The following is a 17192-nucleotide window of genomic DNA, read 5'->3' on the forward strand; positions in this document are numbered from 1 at the left end:
GCCTTTCATTACACTCATTGTTTTTTATTCTAGTTAACATAACGCTTATTTTTAACATAAAAAATCCTCCTCACCTTCAGGAAGATTTTTTGTTTGCTATTAATTTATTTATATCTTCTAGTAACAATCCCAATTGTAAATGACATTGGAAAAATCTAGATTTAACAGCTCTTCCTTACGTATAAAGAAATTAGCAACCCCAGAATCGCCCCACATAATATTTAATGAATCGTCTGTATCGATTTGCAGCAATAATATGTCATGCTGTTGGTATTTTTCTTCCCATTCTCTCGGATCTGTCTGTGTGAAAAATGGATATCCACCAATTTTATGTCCTTGATCTTTACATAAATCATCATACAGTTCGCCTAATTCTATATTATTTTCTTCATCAACAATCTCTTCCCAATCAATGTTATCACTAAAAATCATTTCAAATCGATAATCTCTTGGTGTTACTGGTTGATATGCCAACTCAAACTTTAGTTTTGCTGCTTCGGGTATGATAAAATTCTCTAAATGTAAAGTGTTGAAATAACTAAAATCAGTAATCACCTTAGTTAAATCCGCTGTGATTGTAGAATGATAAACAATTCGAAAGTCTTTTTGGCTTGTGGGATGATCAAAATCTGCTCCAAAAAGATCTTCTTCAGGACTTACGAAAAACTGTAACAATCCCTTTTGAGGCATATATTCAACATGCGGCATTTCTTCAAAGTTTAACTGCGCAAGTAGCATCATAGGTTGTCCATTTGAGTCTTTAGGATGCTCTTGATCTATAGGTAAATACGGATAACCACCAAACTTACTTTCAAAAAGCGTTGTCTCTGCTAATGTTCCAGACACTTTAACATACGGTTTCACACTTTCTTCTAAAATACTACGATACTGTTCTAGTTCTTTCGGAATTTGAAGTTGATACGTATTCTTCACTACATTTGCCTCCCTTTAGTAACGAATTGAAAATGCCTAACTTAATTATATAGTAAGCGATAGCTTAATTGAAAATCGTTAAAAATCCATTTTCACCCTCATTTTTTGCGCGCTTGTCGGACAAAGTAAATTATGCTCTAAAACCTTTTTATTGATAGTTCGAATTAATTCCGCTGCTTCTGCCGTATTTGTATTTTCTTTTAGTCTTTCTTTTAAATCTTCAATTTCTTTTGAAAGCTCAATCCACCTAGGCAAAATATGATTATTTGCTAAAGTTCTATAAAGTTGCTTTTCAGGATTGTAAGAAAGATCTTTATCGAGATTAAGAGGTTTACCTTTACCAGGTAAATTATCAAAAGCTCCTTTCTGTTCTGCTTGTTTAACGATAGAACTAATATGATCCTCATACGTATACGACCAAACTTTTTCATCTTTTACTAAAATCTCTTGTTTCTTTAATTTTTTATCGAGTTCTTCCTGATTCATAGATTTTCTCTCCTTTTTATTTTATAGTGTGGTTTTTATCTATTTCAAAGCTTTCAATCCATCAAATAACTTTTTTCACCCTCACACGCTATCATGACCGTCTTGAAACTCTTCATAAGTGGTTTTGTACCCTTTATCTTTTAAAGCTCTATACAAGTGATTATTGGCCGTTAAAAGAGGTTTGTTTTCAAGTTGTCCTGCTACCATATAAAAGTGAAGTTGAGTTGCATTAGAATTTATAGATGAAATTTGATTTTCAATGCGAGGAATATCGTTTTCAAAAGTTAGTTCTTCTAGCTGATTAACATGATCTACAGCAATACATGGCGGTATTCCATTTTCGTAAATTAAATAATTGAGTGTTTTTGCGATTGAAGATTACTTAATGCATGGATTTTTATTAAAGACAATGAAATGTTCTTGAAGATGTGAAGTTTGAGAATAATTATGAGGTAGATCAAGATGTTTTGCCTTTGCTGCAATGTGGCAGTAAGGATATTTAATTTTGATAGAATGATATAAGAGTCTTGCTACACTTTTGTAATAAGACTCTTTAAATAAGTTATTTACTAGAATAATTGTCTATTGCTTGAATAGAAAGTTCAAACGATTTTATTCTTCTTTCTAAAAGCGTTCTTTGAGGACTCCCAAGCTTTGACTTAACGTAAATCTTTTCAATTGATGGAAGCAAACCAATCAGAACATTACGAGCTTCTGCTAAATCTTCCTGAGTATAATGATGAGTTTCTTGCTTCCAAACACTTTCTAACATAGCTAAGCCGATACTAGCTGCTTTGAGTCTTTTTTTCACTAAAGTAGTATTTGATCCTTTTTGAGTCATCTGTGATAAGGCATTTTCAAGTTTACTAATTGTTGACTGTAAAGATTTTATTGATTCTACTTTATCTATATTTGATACGTTTTTCATGTTAATGTTATCCCTTCTACGTTGCTAACTTGTTTTGTTTAATGTTCAATGAAATCCTTAAAAGCTTGATTTCACTCGAAATATTTTAACATAAATAACTAACTGTATTCGAGTTGGACAATAACTTAAAGCAAAACAGCTATTCCTCTCTCCTCCCCTGTATCATTCTATTATATGTACTTCTTTCTTCTCATTAGAATTCCTATATAAACTAATTGTTAATATTGAATGTTTTATGAACAAAAAACGTACAAGTAATGTAACCTGTACGTTTTCGCTTTTATTCAGTAAGGTAATAAAGTAATAGCTTCCTGGTCTTCTCATAACTTATGAAATCTCTATACAAAATGGGATAATTCACAATTTCTGTTTCTAGAAAACGATATTGCGGAAACCACTCAAAAAACGATTTTCTTAACCACTTTATTTGTTGAAACGTAATGTTCTGTTCGTTTCCATTTAGTACAGAATTTAAAGTAGCTGCTGTATGCATCCAATGATGATTAAAATCAGCGTTTATACAATTATCTTCGGTAAATCTACTTTCTAAGTTTCGCTGCAATTTTGCTGTAGCGCGATAAGGAAACGGTTTGTACAGCGGACTAGGCATTTTCTGCAATTCATTAAAAATAACCCTTTTTCCTAACTTCAACTTTCTCCTCCTTTATTTCTCTATCCAATTTAATAAGTTTTCATAATGATATTGAGCATCTATATAGCCAAGGTTATATAAATTAACAAGTTTCTCTTTATTTCTTTCTATTCCGCTTATTGGAAGCTGTACGCTAGGCTGAATGACATAAAAGTTGTCTTTTTGTTCTATTTGATTCATATAAGATATCGTCTCATTATAAAAACGATAATGTTCTACTAAAGATTCTGCGATATTCGGATATTTTCTATATAAAATTTTAGCCAGTCTAAAAAATTTATTCCGCTGCTTTTCGTATCCTTCTGGTTTTGTCATGATAACTACATTCTTTTCATAACCATCAGTTTGAGCTTTTAGAACTGGAATAGGATCTATAATTCCTCCATCTAACAACTTACGATTATCGTATTCTACAGCAGGTGCTATAAACGGAACTGAGCTAGATGCACGGATGATTTTTAAAATATCATTTCCATGTTCTATTTTATTATAATAAACAGCTCGTCCTGATTCGCAATCAGTCGTCCCTATAACAAATTGTTCATTACAGTTTAAGAAAGTTTGAAAATCAAACGGGACAATTTTATTAGGTACTTCATCAAATAAAAAGTCCATCCCAAATAATTCACGTTTTCGAATTAAATTTCGATAAGATATATACCTGTAATCTGATACTAGTTCTGTATTTACTTTCTTATTTCTCCCTTTTTGACGTGACAAATAGGTTGCCCCCATACAGGCTCCAGCTGATACGCCGACTACATACGGAAAGAATAAGTTCTTTTCCATGAAATATTCGAGTACACCTGCAGTATATAAACCTTTCATTCCTCCGCCCTCTAATACTAAACCGATATTCTTCATGTTATATCCCTCTGCTTCTTTTTTCTTAATTTCATATTAGCACAAGATTTTAAGATGAGGTTATATAAACTAATTACAACAATAACCAGAAACTACCAAAGTAATGTCATAATATCTTTGTGAGTAACATGTTACAATATAAGTAATTCATTCCACATATATTAAAGGAGGAATTTAATATGGGTTTATTTAGCGGTATTTTAGGAAATGCATCAAATACGAGTTCTGAAAGTGTAGAACGTGATTTAGAGAAGATTATGCTAGACGATGAAAAAGTAGAGCATGCTTATAAATTAATTCGTGATCTAATCGTATTTACAAATCGTCGACTTATTTTAGTAGATAAACAAGGAGTAACCGGCAAAAAAACAGAATACCATTCTATTCCTTATAAAAGTATTACACAATATAGCATCGAAACGGCTGGGCATTTTGATTTAGATGCAGAACTTAAAATTTGGGTGTCTAGTATGGAGGATCCAATTACGAAAGAATTTAAAGGTGACGATAGTATTTTAAGCATTCAAAAAGCGTTAGTGACATATACGACAAAGTAGTGGTTTCTTGTATTTTTATTCATTTCAGAAATTACTAACCCGAGTATTTTGGAAGAAAATACATCATTTTTGTATATTTAATCTAAAATAACATAAAAAGGTAAAGCGTGTTTTATATGCTTTACCTTTCTTTTTTGTAATAAATAAGTGTAGTTTTATCATTTAATTTCTTTATAACTTCTGTTCTTTTATACTCCATCTTTTCATACAAAAAACAATTTTTCTCTTCTTCTAAAATAGTAGCAAGTTCCCAGCTCGTTGCTTCAGGAAACATTTCCTCAATTAATGTAATCACCTTTTGAGCAATTCCTTTTCCTTGATAACCCGGATGAATAAACATTGGACTGATCCAAAATTTAGAGGGTGTTTCTTTTTGTGAAATGCATATCGCTCCAACAAGATTCATATCCACTATTATTTTATAGAAGCCACCGTTTACTTGATTTATTCTACAAATAGTTTTTTCGATAGTTTCATTTGCTGGATTTGTTTCATAGTCTTTATATTATAGTCTTTATATTTATGTAATAAAGGGCTAAATGAGTCTATTTGCATTTGAAATATAACTTCTACATCAGTTTCTGTCGCCTTCTCTAATATAATATCCATGTTACCAATTTAGACGCTTTCTTAAAGAAGTAATATGAGCGGTATGATGACGACCATGCCATGCGTATAGTCCTATTGCAACAGCAAGTTTTGTTTCACCAGTTTCAGGATGGTTAAATGTCTTTTCTAAATCTTCAATTTCTAGAGAATATAAAAGGTTAACCCATCTTTTATGTAATGAATCTAGCATTACTAGTGAAACATCTACCGGTAATTTTGAATCGGGTAACTCTGCCCACTTCTCTTCTTTATACGGCTTAATAGTTGGATTCTTTTCTGTCAGTGCTAATTTAAAGCGTATGTAGCTATTCATATGGCTATCAACGACGTGATGAACTACTTGGCGTACAGTCCAACCTCCAACGCGATATGGTGTATCTAACTGCTTCTGATCTAAATCTTTAATTGCCTTTGTTAGTTCATGAGGTAAATCTTCAATTTCTTGAATCCATGTATCAATCATTTCTTCCGTTATAGGACGTTTGTATGTAAATTGGCCAATTGGATAACGCAAATCATTCATGAATAAGTCCTCCTTATTATAAGCGCGAAGTATTTCTCCAAATATAATGTACAAACTTCACATGTTCTCCATTTAATTCTACAGATGTTGTATCTGATTCGTTTTGATAAGAAGAAAATCCGCTTTTTTCTAGTACAATTTGTGATGCGAGATTATTAGTCGTTGTTTTAGCATAAATGTCAGTAATTTCATTATTTTTCGCTACATCTAAAATTAATTTTACGGCTGCTGTTGCAACTCCTTTTTTAGTAAATTTTTCTCCGACCCGATACCCTAGTGAACTAATTCGAGTTTCCGTATCTATATCTACTAAATTGATTCGCCCTACAATTTCTTTTTCTTCATTACGAATTAAATAAAAATAAGAATCTCCATCCGCTTGTTCTATTAATAAATCGTCTAGTAGTTTTTGGAAATATTCAAATTCAAAATATTTCGAGCCACGATTTGGTACCATTGTTTCAAAAAAAGATTTATTCGTAAGTTCAAACGTAAATAAATCCTTAACATCTTGTTTCTTTAGTTGCTCTATGTATATTTCCATCTCGTATTCTCCTTCTTGATTTACTAACTGTTATACATTCTTTTTTAATCAATTATATTCCTGCTATTTCTTTCGATTAAGCAATACAGATAGTAGCACTTTCGGATGAAAAAGATGAAATGGACTACGAATTAAATTCATCACTCGTACTAATCGAATATAAACATCAGAATTACTTGCGGATAGTCGATATATTTGTTTCGTATACCATAGCTGAAATTTTTGTTTTGTAGTTAATTCTCTCTTTAGCTGCGGGTGACGTGATATTTCTGTCGTTGTCATATCCCAAGGGGTTTCTATTATATTAGCTGTCTTTTTATAAAATTGTTGTGTAAATGTTTTATCAAGCTGTTTTCTGCCTTGCAGAAGTAATTGCAACTGGTGAGCCTCCATAGCAGCAACTGATACGCCTTGGCCGAAAACGGGATCAAAACGACATTGCGCATCTCCAACAACTAATAAGCCTTCTGGTACATTATTCACTAAATCAAATCGCCGGCGTACTTGATAAGGAATTTTGTATGTCTTTATATCAGTAATTCCCTCAGCCTTGTTTAGGAAGTCTGTAACATTAGAAATTGATAGGTTTTCAGCAAAATCATAAAACTCATCATCTGTTTGTGGTGCTTTCTCATTTGCGTATCCACTGAAAGTAACAAAATAACGATTATCTTCTATCGTTTGAATAAGAACGCCATAAGGGTTATCAGGGAAACTCGGAGACATTAGCATATTACAACAGTCTAACTCCTCATTTTCTTTAAGTTTGAACATTTTCGTTGCGTAAAATAAATCAATACGAACTTTCTCTTCTTTTACTTCAATTTCGTATTCTCGTAGCCATTCTATACTTTTTGAGCCAAATCCACTCGCATCAACTACAAGATCTGCATGAACTTCTTCTTGTGTGTCTGTCTCTAAATATTTAACTTTTACTCCACACACTTTGTTAAGCTTTGCATCTACCAATAACCCTTTAACCAATGTTTCATATTTAATAGTAATATTTGAAATTTGATGTATTCGTTTTTGAATATGCCATTCTAGCAAAGGACGACTTTGTTGAATCATATGTACTTCCCCTATGAACGGTTGTTTCCATAGACCGAATTGATGCCATTTCAAATCACGCGTAAAGTTGTTTATAATACTACCCGCTTCTATTAATTCGTTCGTAATATTAGGAAACAATTCTTCAATTGCGTTTTCTCCACCTTTTAATAACACGTGAGGATGATTACTTTGTGGAACTCTTTTTCTCGAAGACTTTCCATCCCATCTTTCACCAGCTTCTATAATGATTACTTCTTTAAAAGAAGTTGATAATGCTTTTGCTGCAAACTTTCCTGCCACACTTCCACCAATAACGATAGCCGTATTAAACATATTTTCCCCCTTAATAAAAAGAGATCCTGCCTTGTATGAATGAAACAGGATCTTAAACTAATTAACTTCTTTATCATTATACTTAAAATACATCAGTAAATTGCAACATTAAAATTAAAATACCTAATCCCCATACGTAATACGCGAATACTTTTAAGGATTGACGTTTTAAATATTGAATCATCCATGAAACGGCTATGTATCCAAAAAACGCTGCTGATAACGTTCCGACAATTAAAGATGTACTAGAAATAGATTCTGCTTTCCCTTGAAAAACGTCTACAAATTGCAAAATAATGGCTCCGACAATGGCTGGCGTTGATAATAAAAAAGAAAAGTAAGCAGCAGTTTCACGGTCTAACTGCCTCCATAATGCAGCGACGATTGTCATACCAGAACGAGAAATCGCTGGGAAAATAGCAGCCGCTTGAAATGAACCGATAATTAATGCGTCTTTATATGTGATGTCATCCATTTTTTTACGACCATTCTTTTGTTTATCTGCCATGTAGAGAAAGAATCCGGTCACTAAAAACTCCCAACCGATCGTGATTCCTGTTTTTGAAATATCTTCAAAGAAGTCTTTAAACAATAAACCAATAACAACTGCAGGTATCGTCCCAACAATAAGTAATAACATGAGCTTTGAAAATGGGTTTTTAATTAAATATATAAATTCTTTTTTGTAATAAATAAACACTGCAAGTAAAGTCCCAATATGCAACATCGTATCTAAAAATAAGCCTGCTTTATCTAATTGAAATAAATGCCTTCCTAAATAAAGATGTCCGGTACTACTGATTGGTAAAAATTCTGTTAAACCTTGAATTATACCTAATATGAAAGCTTCTAACCAATTCATGATGGTCTCCTTTCTCTTTTGCTTGTACCAATATATGAGGGTTAAATTTTCGATATGAAAAAAACTATATTTCTCTATGAATTTACTTTTAATTTATGGATATATATGTAAAGAGAATTAAGGAGGGTTATTATGTGGAAGCACACAAAATTTGGTAATGTATTACTTTGGGTAGGCCCTATCCTTGTATTTTTAGGACTATGTATGACAAATGTTATTTCAGATATTCCTTTCTTTGAGGGAAAACATAAAACGCTTGGTATTGTACTTATATTTATAGGGATATTCTGTTTTATTGTGGCTAATCATTTGAAAAAAGGAGAAAGATATGAAGAATAAATCTAAATAAAAAACAATCCTGGCATATTAGCTAGGATTGTTTTTTATTAATGTTCATTATTTGTAGAATACTTTATCAACGTTATATTTCGCTTTATATTCATTAATGATATATGTTTCGTAAATTTCTCTTTCTGTTGGATCTTCTACGATACATGCATCAATGCGGTATACTTCATCACGGTGATTTTTAATTGGTGAAACATTATCTTCAAAATGCTTCTTAATACGTTGTCTAATTTTACGAGCTTTACCTACGAAAAGAAGTTCGTCATTAATATTGTAAAACATAAAAATGCCGCCTTTATCTCTAGGGAACAAGTGAAAATCGATAAATCCATTAATTGGAGTAATGATTGGCTCGTCTCCTTTAATAACTTGTTTACGTTCAGTAATTGTAACATCAACTTCAGGGATACTAATTTTAATCAAGTTCATTCACGTCCTCTTTTATTATAAAGATAAATAATAGCATACATAAGTAAGAAAAGCTATGTTCAGAGGCATATTTCATTTTATAATTCAAATATTATAGGTGTATCATGTAAATTGTTCTTCCAAATCATATGATCACTGGATTCGCCCCAGTAATCTTTCAATACATAGCTAGGTTTTCCAAACTTTTTCGTCCATATACTTTGCGCATTTTTATATCCACTATCTAAACAATATTCTGTTATCCCTCTGCTAAGTAATGTAAGAAACATTGTATGTAGTAATAAACTCCCTATTCCCTTTCTTTGATACTCCGGAAGTATGAATACAGTTCCTATTTCATACAAATTTTTAAGTACACCACCTGTACAACTATTAATCAATGTACTTGCTGGACCAATTTCGATTGTTCCAATGATTTTATCGTTACTTGTATCAATTGCTAATAAAAAGTAACGACTTTCTCCGTTACTATCAAAATCACTTTTCAAATACTGCTTTTTTGAGTTAATTTCATTTTCTATGTCATCCAATAATTGTGACAATCCTTCATTTTTGTATGTATTCGTAATAACTATCCGGAAAAATAAATATAGTTCATCTACATCATTCAAATTTGGTCTTCTAACTGCAACGTTAGTCATGAATGCATTCTCCAATCTTCATTATGCCATTGTCAATACAACACTTTACATAATCTATTCATCATTATTCTGCAAAAACCTGCATAAATCCAGCAGTATAGAAAGCTCAGTATAAATATTGATAAAATAATTTTTATGTCCATATAAGTAGACAAGTCGCTGAAAAGGAAACAATCCAAATTCTCCTCTTGAATTTTAAAAAGGCTAGTCCTAAGGCTAGACCTAATAAGCCTGTAGTAAAAGGAAAGACAATTAGTTCACTTGGCTCAATAATAAATAATAGAAAAATAGTAAGAATATAAGAAAGTATTCCCTCACGAATAGAATAGAGAATAGCAAAAAAAATCGGCAATGTCGAAAATGGACTAATGAGCAAACCTATACCAGGAATTAAGTTCCCCGCTGCTTGAAACATGGTGGCCAATGCACTCATCAAAGCTGTAAGTACTAACTTATTCGCAAGGGACAAGTTTCTTTTATGAACAAAGCTTATATCATGCTCTATCATCAGTTGATACCAATAACGTACAAAACGATTCATTAAAATACCCCCTAAAGATACCTCATTCATTACTTTCTATATTATTCGTACACATATGGTTTATGAGTTACTTTCTCCAAGTTAATAGATGCTAATACATTGAAGATTTTTAGGGGGACAAGTTAAGTCTTGCGTTTTGGAAACAGAATAAATTCCTTATGTTTTTAGACTGAGCATTTGTATCGTATCAAGGAATAATTTCAAAAATGGTACCTTTGTTAAAATCAGTTACTTTCATAGAACCGTAAACTCCTAAATATAACCTAGTTTGAGCCGAATTTGTTCCTAAACTCATATAATAAGCTGCTTGCGTACCAAAATCATAATTGGTTTCAATAGCATGAAAGTCAGCATGTTTACCGTCTGTACCGGCTCTAGTATAAGCTAAAACACCCTTAACTGGCGGTCGAGAATCTTCTTTCTTAGCAAGGTCGGTAAAAACAACGCTACCCGTTAAATTTGAAATTGCATTTCCCATATATGGCTGAACTCCTGTAAGTGAAGTTCCTCCAAACTTATCGGTTCTAAAATCTTTATGAAAATAACTAAGTAGAGGCAGAATACGCTTCACTGAAGTTTGTATTGTTTCATCATAATAAACTATTGTTCTCTCATCCAAAGTCTGATTTTCGGAACAATATCGTATAAAAGAAGTAGGTAAATCCCCTTCCCATCCTCGCCACCCAAAATTGATAAAACCATCTTGATTGGGAGTTAACCTCATAAAATGCATTTGAACAAGTTCTGTAACTGGTATAGGTTTATATTGAACAATTGAAAAAATAGACTCTACAATATCCTGTCCGACATTTCCGGTGTATTTGATATATTGATTATAAAACCTTTGAAATGAAATGCCGGTTATATTACGTACTCCTTTTGCAATTACTGTAAGTGTTTCTTGTATAGATAAAGGAAGGTCATTAAAGCGTGTAACTACAGGAGGGTTATTTATAAATGTATTTTTATTTACATCGATTTCAATTATTTTTCCTGCTATTTCTAAATCATCTTGGCTTAAATTAAATGGATCATAACCTGATCCGCCATCTCCATTTGTAAAAACAAGTTTTCCAGTCTCAGGTGAAAAGTTTAAACTATTGACTCCGTTATGATTAAAAAATGGTCTTCTTACATTCAGTAATGTTCGTCGCTTTTGAGCTTGGCCGTTAGATTGTAAAGTCCATTCTTCCACTGTATCAATGTGATCATATTGCGTATTTCTATTAACCCACTTTAAATTTAACGTTTTAGGGTCACAAGGATTCGGTTTAAATTGTTCAGAAAGTGCACCTGGACCTTGAGTTCCGGCTACTGAATAATGAAGATAAAATAAACCGTTTTGATAAAATTGTGGATGAAATGCAAGTCCTAGTAATCCTCGTTCATCATAACCGCTACTAGAAACACCTTCTTCAGATGTACCTAATTTAATAATTAGGTGACGCATATCTAAAAATTTCTTTATAACTCCGTCCCCTATGTAAAAAATCTCTCCTAATTGAGTTGCGATAAATAGTCTTTCGGTCGATTCACCTGGAAGTATCGTTGTTTTCAATACGGTTGGTAAATTTACGTTATGAACAATGGGTCGTAAATTAACTTTAACTTTTGTCAATTAACTATACACCCCTTTTTCTTCTTTTTTATAGAAGAATATGATTAGAGTAGTTCTGTTAGTATTAAATAAGTCGCATTCCTTTTTATTACAATTTTGTATATAATATAAGTATCAATATACTGGGGGGACTAATTATGACACTCTTATTACAAATCATCGTACCACTTATATGTGCAATATACTTATTTACCCTCTATCATAACGGAACGTATGGATCAGCTTCATTTATTTTAGCAGTCATGATAGGAATTTTCGGTTTAGAGAATATTTTTCAATATGCTAGTCTAACAGATCATACTATTTATCCATATTGGGGAAGTTTGAAGGCTGTTGTTATCGTTTTATCAGTCGTATTTCTATTTAAAAAAGGTGGTTTAACAGGGAAATATTGATTTTTAATGAGGTACATGTTTTCTTGTTAAATTGCTTTTATTTTATAAAAGAAGAAATATTTATGTAAAAACAAGAAGGGATGTGATACATATGTCTATAAATATTATTTCAATAGTCTCTATCATAATATGGATTGTGTTAATTACAGAACTTATAAAACCTTCAAAAGAACAGAATGGACGAAAAATAGTAACTTTAGTAACTGCTGGTTCCGCATCAACACTAATTTTGACGGTTTCATTTATTCAAAATATCCCGTTTTGGAATTGATAGTGATATAACAACCAAAAATATGTATAAATAAAAAGATTAGGATTCACTCCTAATCTTTTTATTTTGGGGTAGCACCACATCGCTATCAAGCTAAAGAAGTAGGTCACCCCAAAAAAGAGAAAATACGCTAAATTCTCATAGATAACTATCTTATATTAATTACATAATCTAGTGTGATATAATGATATAAAAATATTATATTTAAAAGGGGGATTCAAATTGGTTAAAAACTTACCTTTACTAATAGTGATTTTACTACTAGGTATCAGTTCTTCAACATTAAGCACGAACGGATACTTTTCTCCAGTTATAGAATGGTCTTTAATGATTATAAGTATTATTTTGAACATTACTGCAGTGATAGGTTTATCATTACACGTCCTTGTATATCAACCTATGAAAAGATTTGATAAAAATTTAAAAGAGACCTTCAAATAAAATAATTATATTTGAGGTAACACCACATCGCTATCGAGCTAAAAAAATGTATCCATAAAAAGAAAAAAACGCTATTCTTTCTATAGAATCATAGGAAAGGATGGCGTTTTGTATGTCTATTTCTGTATCCGATGAATTACAACTATTTGCTCAAGAGATTCAAAGCTTTTTATCTCCAAATATCTTACGAGATCTTGCTAGAGATGTTGGTTTTGTACAACGAACCAGTAAATACCAAGAAAAAGATTTAGTCGCTTTATGTGTATGGATGAGCCAAAATGTCGCTACGACTTCTTTAACTCAGTTATCTAGCTGCTTGGAAGCATCGACAGAAGTGCTCATCAGTCCTGAGGGGCTGAATCAACGATTTAATCAAGCGGCTGTCCAATTTTTACAACACCTATTAGCTGAACTACTAACCCAAAAACTGGCCTCATCTATGCCAATTTCTTCTCCATACAACTCTGTTTTCAAGCGTATTCGTATTTTAGATTCAACCGCATTTCAACTCCCAGATCCCTTTACATTCGTTTATCCAGGTGCAGGAGGATGCAGCCATACAGCTGGGATAAAAATTCAACTTGAGTATGATTTGTTAAGTGGACAGTTCCTACATATTCATACTGGTCCAGGTAAACAACATGATCGAACCTACGGTTCTCTGTGTGTCCCAAATGTAGCAGCGAATGATTTATGTATCCGAGATTTAGGTTATTTTCATTTGAAAGATCTTCAATATATACAAGATAAAAAGGCTTATTATATCTCACGTATCAAATCAAATACACGTATTTATCAAAAGAATCCTAGCCCTGATTATTTTCAAGATGGCAGAATCAAGAAAAGTACAGAGTATATCCAGATAGATATGGAGGTTTTAATGAACTCTCTTCAGCCAGGACAAACATGCGAAATATCCAATGCTTATGTAGGAATGACTGATAAAGTCCCAACTCGTGTGATTGTTCATCGACTAACAAAAGAACAACAACAAAAACGATTACAAGATCAAGCTATAAGAGAAAAAAAGAAAGGAATGAAGTATTCTCCTCGTAGTAAACGACTCAGTGGTATCAATGTATATATGACAAACACCCCTACAGATATTGTCCCAATGGGACAGGTGCATGACTGGTATTCTTTGCGTTGGCAAATCGAAATTTTATTTAAAACGTGGAAATCATTCTTTCAAATTCATCATTGTAAAAAAATAAAACCAGAACGATTGGAGTGCCATTTATATGGTCAATTGATTGCCATTCTACTCTGTTCTTCTATCATGTTTCAAATGCGTCAATTGCTCCTCACGAAGAAAAAACGAGAGCTTAGTGAGTATAAAGCCATATATATGATTAAAGACTATTTTCTTCTTCTATTCCAAACTATACAAAAAAACACCCAAGAGCTATCAAGGGTGTTACTTCGCCTGTTCAACCTCCTACAGCAAAACGGGCGGAAATCTCATCGATATGAGAAAAAAACGGTCTTTGATATACTAGGTGTCGTTTACAATTGTACCCTGTCTGATAATCAAGCCGCTTAATTCAAAAAAGTGAAACCCGTTAGGGTTTATTTCGTATGCAAATCTTTCAATCACCTACACTTGCCCTTTAGAAAAAAGAAACAATCTCGTCTAAAATTAATTTTGCATAAGCTTACCTTGATAGCGATGGGGTAGCACCACACATCCATCAACTTAAGAATAAACGCCACCAAAACAAAAAAAGCCCCAAAGTTTTCTTGAAAATAAGTTGGGGCTTTTGAACCAGAAAAGTACATTTTCAACTATGAAAACTACGATAAATTTTTCCTTTTTTCCTACTTGCTAAATTCAGCAAGTAAAATATTTTTAAAAGGATTAGGACTGCCAGTTCTACCCAAACTATTCCAATTGACGACCAACGTATGATTGCCTCCAAGTGTACCTCCAACTAGAGTTGTAAACCCTAGAATGCCACCTGAGTGTCCCCATATCGAGACACCGCTTGGCAGCTTAGTTTCATAGATTCCAAGACCATATCCATCGATTCCTTCTTTTCCTGTAGGAACTGTAGTAAGCATTTGTTTTAGTTGCTGTTCCTTCAGTAATTTGCCACCGAGCAAGTAAGAGAAGAATTTGTTTAAGTCGTCAGCAGTAGAAATCATATCTCCAGCAGAGCTACCTGCACTTGGGTTATAATAAGTAACGTCTTTTAGCTCACTTGCTCCGTCTGGTTGGACATATCCACGGGCATGGTTAGTGCCTGGAATAACACTTGAGTTGCCTGGTAGGAATGTATTCGACAATTCAAGTGGTTCAATAATTCGATTTTCAACCTCTTCCGCATAGCTGTTTCCAGTTACTTTTTCAATAAGAATGCCCAGTAATACGTATCCTGTGTTTGAATAAGACCAGCCCTTTCCTGGAGCAAAGTCTGGAGGCAGAGAAACCCCCATCTTCACTAACTCTTCAGCCGTATACGATTTTTTTGTATCCGTAAAATCAGCGTCTTTTGACCTTGAGTATTCAGCGATACCACTTGTATGGTTCAATATGTGCCGGATAGTAATCTTGTTACCATCATATCCATTTCCTTGAATGACACCAGGCAACCAGTCTTCGATGTAGTCGTTTAGCTTCAGGCGATTCTCTCCAGCTAATTGAAGTACAACTGTTGCGGTGAACGTCTTCGTCACACTCCCAATGCGAAAGCGAAAATCTGTTTTCATTGGTTTCTTGGTTCTCAGATCCGCTATTCCAGCGGCATACCCCCACGTTTTTCCACCCTCAGAAGTTTTAGCAAGTATCCCCGGGTATCCAAGTTGCAATGTATCCCGCATTGCTTGCTTGACGGAAGTATGATCTCGTTGCGTATTTGTTTGTAACGAACTAGATACATTTTGAGTGGGCTCTGCTTTTATAATTGAGGTTGGTGTTGTATATAACAGGGAACTTCCAACTATTAAAAGGGCCAAACTTGCACATGTAATTTGACTACGTATTTTCATAAGGCATTCCTCTCCTCTATTCATATTGTATAAGTGTTTGCTTGCTGTTCCTTACTTCCTAACAAGACTTAGGAAAAGGCCCTCACGCATATAGATTAAAGCCCCAGTACAAAGGTATCTATCAATACCAACAATTTGAGCCATTTAAATCTCCATCCCTTCTATAACAAAATTATTCAAAGGTATGAAAGCATATTATGTACCCTTAGTTATTGTTAGGATTAACACAACATGAGACATAACCCTAACCCATATTTTACTTTATTTATCCATAATATGTATTGAGAAAGAATGTAAATTCGAATCCTTTCCGTAACCCAACTATTGATTGTTTTTTCACCTATTATAATTAGTTATTTTGAATTCCATAATAAAAAAACTGTAAAAAAATAACGATTCCCTTAACGTACAGGAAGCGGTTGAAAAATATGTCTATACGCACAATTTTCTTGTTTTGATATGGTGAACCCATCGCCATTAAGCTAAGGTTTTGAAGTACCCACTAAATGAAATTTTTCTTTCTCTACAGTTAGTTACTTTGAGAAGTCATCTCATTTTTTTGTTTTTGGGGTGTTTCTTTTTCTTAACTTGATGGATGTGGGGTCTCGCCACATCCATCAAGTTATCTAAATAAAATACCCTCTAAAAATTAAGAATATTCAAAAATTAAAATAGACATTTATTCACTTCGTTCGTTATAATTCAAACAAAATAAAAAATCGTTTACATTTTACGATATCAAATTTACTGGAGGGGATAAAGATGAAAAAAGCACTTTACATCAATATAGGTGGAGAAGGACACTTAAATCCAACATTAGGATTAGTACATGATTTAGTACAACGTGGAGACAACATTGTCTATTATTCATCAAATGATTTTGAAGAAAAAATCAAAAAAGCAGGTGCACAATTCCGTCCCATCAATCAAGAGGCACAAAGAGAGCTTTCGGAAACTATGAATCTTATGACTTCCCATCCTCAAGAGTACTTATTACACTTCCTTCATGCTATGGAAAGAATTACTGATTCCATTTTTGAAGAAACCTCCAAAGAAACATACGATTACATCCTCTATGATGCACAGTCTTTACCTGGAAAATGGGTTGCATATTTCTATGGGAACCATAATTAATAATCAGCCTGAATTCTATCAAAAATGTTTCGTCGGTTTAAA

At 32.9% G+C, this 17192-nt stretch carries 20 protein-coding genes and 3 pseudogenes; 7 read left to right on the plus strand and 16 right to left on the minus strand.

All coding sequences use genetic code 11. The annotated features are described in order from the left end of the window. Positions 1–117: 117 nt before the first annotated feature. The 6 genes and pseudogenes from BCG9842_RS12935 to BCG9842_RS12955 form a co-directional block, all read right to left on the minus strand. Positions 118–933 carry a YwqG family protein gene (locus BCG9842_RS12935; protein WP_000799797.1) on the minus strand — a complete coding sequence of 272 codons (816 nt, stop codon included), beginning with the start codon at positions 931–933 and terminating at the stop codon, positions 118–120. A gap of 78 nt (positions 934–1011) precedes the next feature. Continuing rightward, positions 1012–1419, minus strand: a complete 408-nt coding sequence (locus BCG9842_RS32035; RefSeq protein WP_001070924.1) for a J-domain-containing protein — start codon at positions 1417–1419, stop codon at positions 1012–1014. Positions 1420–1458: 39 nt separating this feature from the next. Then, positions 1459–1872: pseudogene (locus tag BCG9842_RS32040) on the minus strand (hypothetical protein); the annotation flags it as partial. A 109-nt stretch (positions 1873–1981) separates the two neighbouring features. Next, positions 1982–2347, minus strand: a complete 366-nt coding sequence (locus tag BCG9842_RS12945; protein WP_000800304.1) for a hypothetical protein — start codon at positions 2345–2347, stop codon at positions 1982–1984. Positions 2348–2627: 280 nt separating this feature from the next. After that, on the minus strand, positions 2628–2999 hold the full coding sequence (locus tag BCG9842_RS12950) for a YxiJ-like family protein (RefSeq protein WP_000765972.1): 372 nt from the start codon (positions 2997–2999) through the stop codon (positions 2628–2630). A 12-nt stretch (positions 3000–3011) separates the two neighbouring features. After that, a complete protein-coding gene (locus BCG9842_RS12955; RefSeq protein WP_000789281.1) occupies positions 3012–3863 on the minus strand; it encodes a patatin-like phospholipase family protein in 852 nt (283 codons plus the stop codon). A 179-nt stretch (positions 3864–4042) separates the two neighbouring features. Between BCG9842_RS12955 and BCG9842_RS12960 the strand changes: the two genes are divergently transcribed. Further along, positions 4043–4420 (plus strand): PH domain-containing protein, encoded by a 378-nt coding sequence (locus tag BCG9842_RS12960; RefSeq protein WP_000522474.1) that lies wholly within the window; start codon positions 4043–4045, stop codon positions 4418–4420. Between the two features lie 121 nt (positions 4421–4541). Here BCG9842_RS12960 and BCG9842_RS12965 read toward each other — a convergent pair. The 5 genes and pseudogenes from BCG9842_RS12965 to BCG9842_RS12985 form a co-directional block, all read right to left on the minus strand. Continuing rightward, positions 4542–5029 (minus strand): annotated as a pseudogene (locus tag BCG9842_RS12965) (GNAT family N-acetyltransferase). Position 5030: 1 nt separating this feature from the next. Continuing rightward, on the minus strand, positions 5031–5552 hold the full coding sequence (locus BCG9842_RS12970; protein ID WP_000999062.1) for a YfiT family bacillithiol transferase: 522 nt from the start codon (positions 5550–5552) through the stop codon (positions 5031–5033). Between the two features lie 16 nt (positions 5553–5568). Further along, entirely contained in the window at positions 5569–6096 is a 528-nt protein-coding gene (locus BCG9842_RS12975; protein ID WP_000409250.1) for a GNAT family N-acetyltransferase, read from the minus strand. Positions 6097–6159: 63 nt separating this feature from the next. Next, positions 6160–7482: an FAD-dependent oxidoreductase gene (locus BCG9842_RS12980; RefSeq protein ID WP_000483453.1), complete on the minus strand. Its 1323-nt coding sequence runs from the start codon at positions 7480–7482 to the stop codon at positions 6160–6162. Positions 7483–7564: 82 nt separating this feature from the next. Then, positions 7565–8344, minus strand: coding sequence for an undecaprenyl-diphosphate phosphatase (locus tag BCG9842_RS12985; protein WP_001104289.1), 780 nt, complete (start codon positions 8342–8344; stop codon positions 7565–7567). Between the two features lie 132 nt (positions 8345–8476). Between BCG9842_RS12985 and BCG9842_RS12990 the strand changes: the two genes are divergently transcribed. Next, positions 8477–8683, plus strand: coding sequence for a hypothetical protein (locus tag BCG9842_RS12990; protein ID WP_000265474.1), 207 nt, complete (start codon positions 8477–8479; stop codon positions 8681–8683). A gap of 57 nt (positions 8684–8740) precedes the next feature. Here BCG9842_RS12990 and BCG9842_RS12995 read toward each other — a convergent pair whose 3' ends face one another. From BCG9842_RS12995 to BCG9842_RS13010, 4 genes and pseudogenes are all read right to left on the minus strand, one after another. Next, positions 8741–9121 carry a nucleotide excision repair endonuclease gene (locus tag BCG9842_RS12995; RefSeq protein WP_001048947.1) on the minus strand — a complete coding sequence of 127 codons (381 nt, stop codon included), beginning with the start codon at positions 9119–9121 and terminating at the stop codon, positions 8741–8743. Positions 9122–9198: 77 nt separating this feature from the next. Further along, complete coding sequence (locus BCG9842_RS13000) at positions 9199–9762, minus strand: GNAT family N-acetyltransferase (protein WP_000185962.1); 564 nt, start codon at positions 9760–9762, stop codon at positions 9199–9201. 32 nt (positions 9763–9794) lie between these two features. Continuing rightward, positions 9795–10303: pseudogene (locus BCG9842_RS13005) on the minus strand (hypothetical protein). Positions 10304–10490: 187 nt separating this feature from the next. After that, positions 10491–11921, minus strand: coding sequence for a PQQ-dependent sugar dehydrogenase (locus BCG9842_RS13010; protein ID WP_000169961.1), 1431 nt, complete (start codon positions 11919–11921; stop codon positions 10491–10493). A gap of 137 nt (positions 11922–12058) precedes the next feature. Between BCG9842_RS13010 and BCG9842_RS13015 the strand changes: the two genes are divergently transcribed. The 4 genes from BCG9842_RS13015 to BCG9842_RS13030 all read left to right on the plus strand — a co-directional run bounded on the left by BCG9842_RS13015 (position 12059) and on the right by BCG9842_RS13030 (position 14571). Continuing rightward, a complete protein-coding gene (locus BCG9842_RS13015) occupies positions 12059–12316 on the plus strand; it encodes a hypothetical protein (RefSeq protein WP_000173569.1) in 258 nt (85 codons plus the stop codon). Positions 12317–12407: 91 nt separating this feature from the next. Then, positions 12408–12587, plus strand: a complete 180-nt coding sequence (locus BCG9842_RS13020) for a hypothetical protein (protein WP_000026325.1) — start codon at positions 12408–12410, stop codon at positions 12585–12587. Between the two features lie 222 nt (positions 12588–12809). After that, on the plus strand, positions 12810–13028 hold the full coding sequence (locus BCG9842_RS13025; RefSeq protein WP_000240399.1) for a hypothetical protein: 219 nt from the start codon (positions 12810–12812) through the stop codon (positions 13026–13028). 112 nt (positions 13029–13140) lie between these two features. Next, a complete protein-coding gene (locus BCG9842_RS13030; protein ID WP_000028465.1) occupies positions 13141–14571 on the plus strand; it encodes an IS4 family transposase in 1431 nt (476 codons plus the stop codon). A 275-nt stretch (positions 14572–14846) separates the two neighbouring features. Here the strand turns inward: BCG9842_RS13030 and BCG9842_RS13035 are convergent, their stop codons facing one another. Continuing rightward, entirely contained in the window at positions 14847–16016 is a 1170-nt protein-coding gene (locus BCG9842_RS13035; RefSeq protein ID WP_000702513.1) for a serine hydrolase domain-containing protein, read from the minus strand. 762 nt (positions 16017–16778) lie between these two features. On the opposite strand from BCG9842_RS13035, the gene BCG9842_RS13040 reads away from it, so the two are divergent. Beyond that, on the plus strand, positions 16779–17150 hold the full coding sequence (locus tag BCG9842_RS13040; RefSeq protein WP_003309556.1) for a hypothetical protein: 372 nt from the start codon (positions 16779–16781) through the stop codon (positions 17148–17150). The last annotated feature ends 42 nt before the right edge of the window (positions 17151–17192 follow it).

The organism is Bacillus cereus G9842 (assembly GCF_000021305.1).
GTDB classification, from domain to species: Bacteria; Bacillota; Bacilli; order Bacillales; family Bacillaceae_G; genus Bacillus_A; species Bacillus_A thuringiensis_S.

Excerpts from the sequence above, each read along its gene's own strand:
- BCG9842_RS32035 (WP_001070924.1), bottom strand. The coding sequence starts at position 1,419 with ATGAATCAGGAAGAACTCGATAAAAAATTAAAGAAACAAGAGATTTTA.
- BCG9842_RS12945 (WP_000800304.1), bottom strand. The coding sequence starts at position 2,347 with ATGAAAAACGTATCAAATATAGATAAAGTAGAATCAATAAAATCTTTA.
- BCG9842_RS12955 (WP_000789281.1), bottom strand. The coding sequence starts at position 3,863 with ATGAAGAATATCGGTTTAGTATTAGAGGGCGGAGGAATGAAAGGTTTA.
- BCG9842_RS12960 (WP_000522474.1), top strand. The coding sequence starts at position 4,043 with ATGGGTTTATTTAGCGGTATTTTAGGAAATGCATCAAATACGAGTTCT.
- BCG9842_RS12970 (WP_000999062.1), bottom strand. The coding sequence starts at position 5,552 with ATGAATGATTTGCGTTATCCAATTGGCCAATTTACATACAAACGTCCT.
- BCG9842_RS12975 (WP_000409250.1), bottom strand. The coding sequence starts at position 6,096 with ATGGAAATATACATAGAGCAACTAAAGAAACAAGATGTTAAGGATTTA.
- BCG9842_RS12980 (WP_000483453.1), bottom strand. The coding sequence starts at position 7,482 with ATGTTTAATACGGCTATCGTTATTGGTGGAAGTGTGGCAGGAAAGTTT.
- BCG9842_RS12985 (WP_001104289.1), bottom strand. The coding sequence starts at position 8,344 with ATGAATTGGTTAGAAGCTTTCATATTAGGTATAATTCAAGGTTTAACA.
- BCG9842_RS12990 (WP_000265474.1), top strand. The coding sequence starts at position 8,477 with ATGTGGAAGCACACAAAATTTGGTAATGTATTACTTTGGGTAGGCCCT.
- BCG9842_RS12995 (WP_001048947.1), bottom strand. The coding sequence starts at position 9,121 with ATGAACTTGATTAAAATTAGTATCCCTGAAGTTGATGTTACAATTACT.
- BCG9842_RS13000 (WP_000185962.1), bottom strand. The coding sequence starts at position 9,762 with ATGACTAACGTTGCAGTTAGAAGACCAAATTTGAATGATGTAGATGAA.
- BCG9842_RS13015 (WP_000173569.1), top strand. The coding sequence starts at position 12,059 with ATGACACTCTTATTACAAATCATCGTACCACTTATATGTGCAATATAC.
- BCG9842_RS13020 (WP_000026325.1), top strand. The coding sequence starts at position 12,408 with ATGTCTATAAATATTATTTCAATAGTCTCTATCATAATATGGATTGTG.
- BCG9842_RS13030 (WP_000028465.1), top strand. The coding sequence starts at position 13,141 with ATGTCTATTTCTGTATCCGATGAATTACAACTATTTGCTCAAGAGATT.
- BCG9842_RS13035 (WP_000702513.1), bottom strand. The coding sequence starts at position 16,016 with ATGAAAATACGTAGTCAAATTACATGTGCAAGTTTGGCCCTTTTAATA.
- BCG9842_RS13040 (WP_003309556.1), top strand. The coding sequence starts at position 16,779 with ATGAAAAAAGCACTTTACATCAATATAGGTGGAGAAGGACACTTAAAT.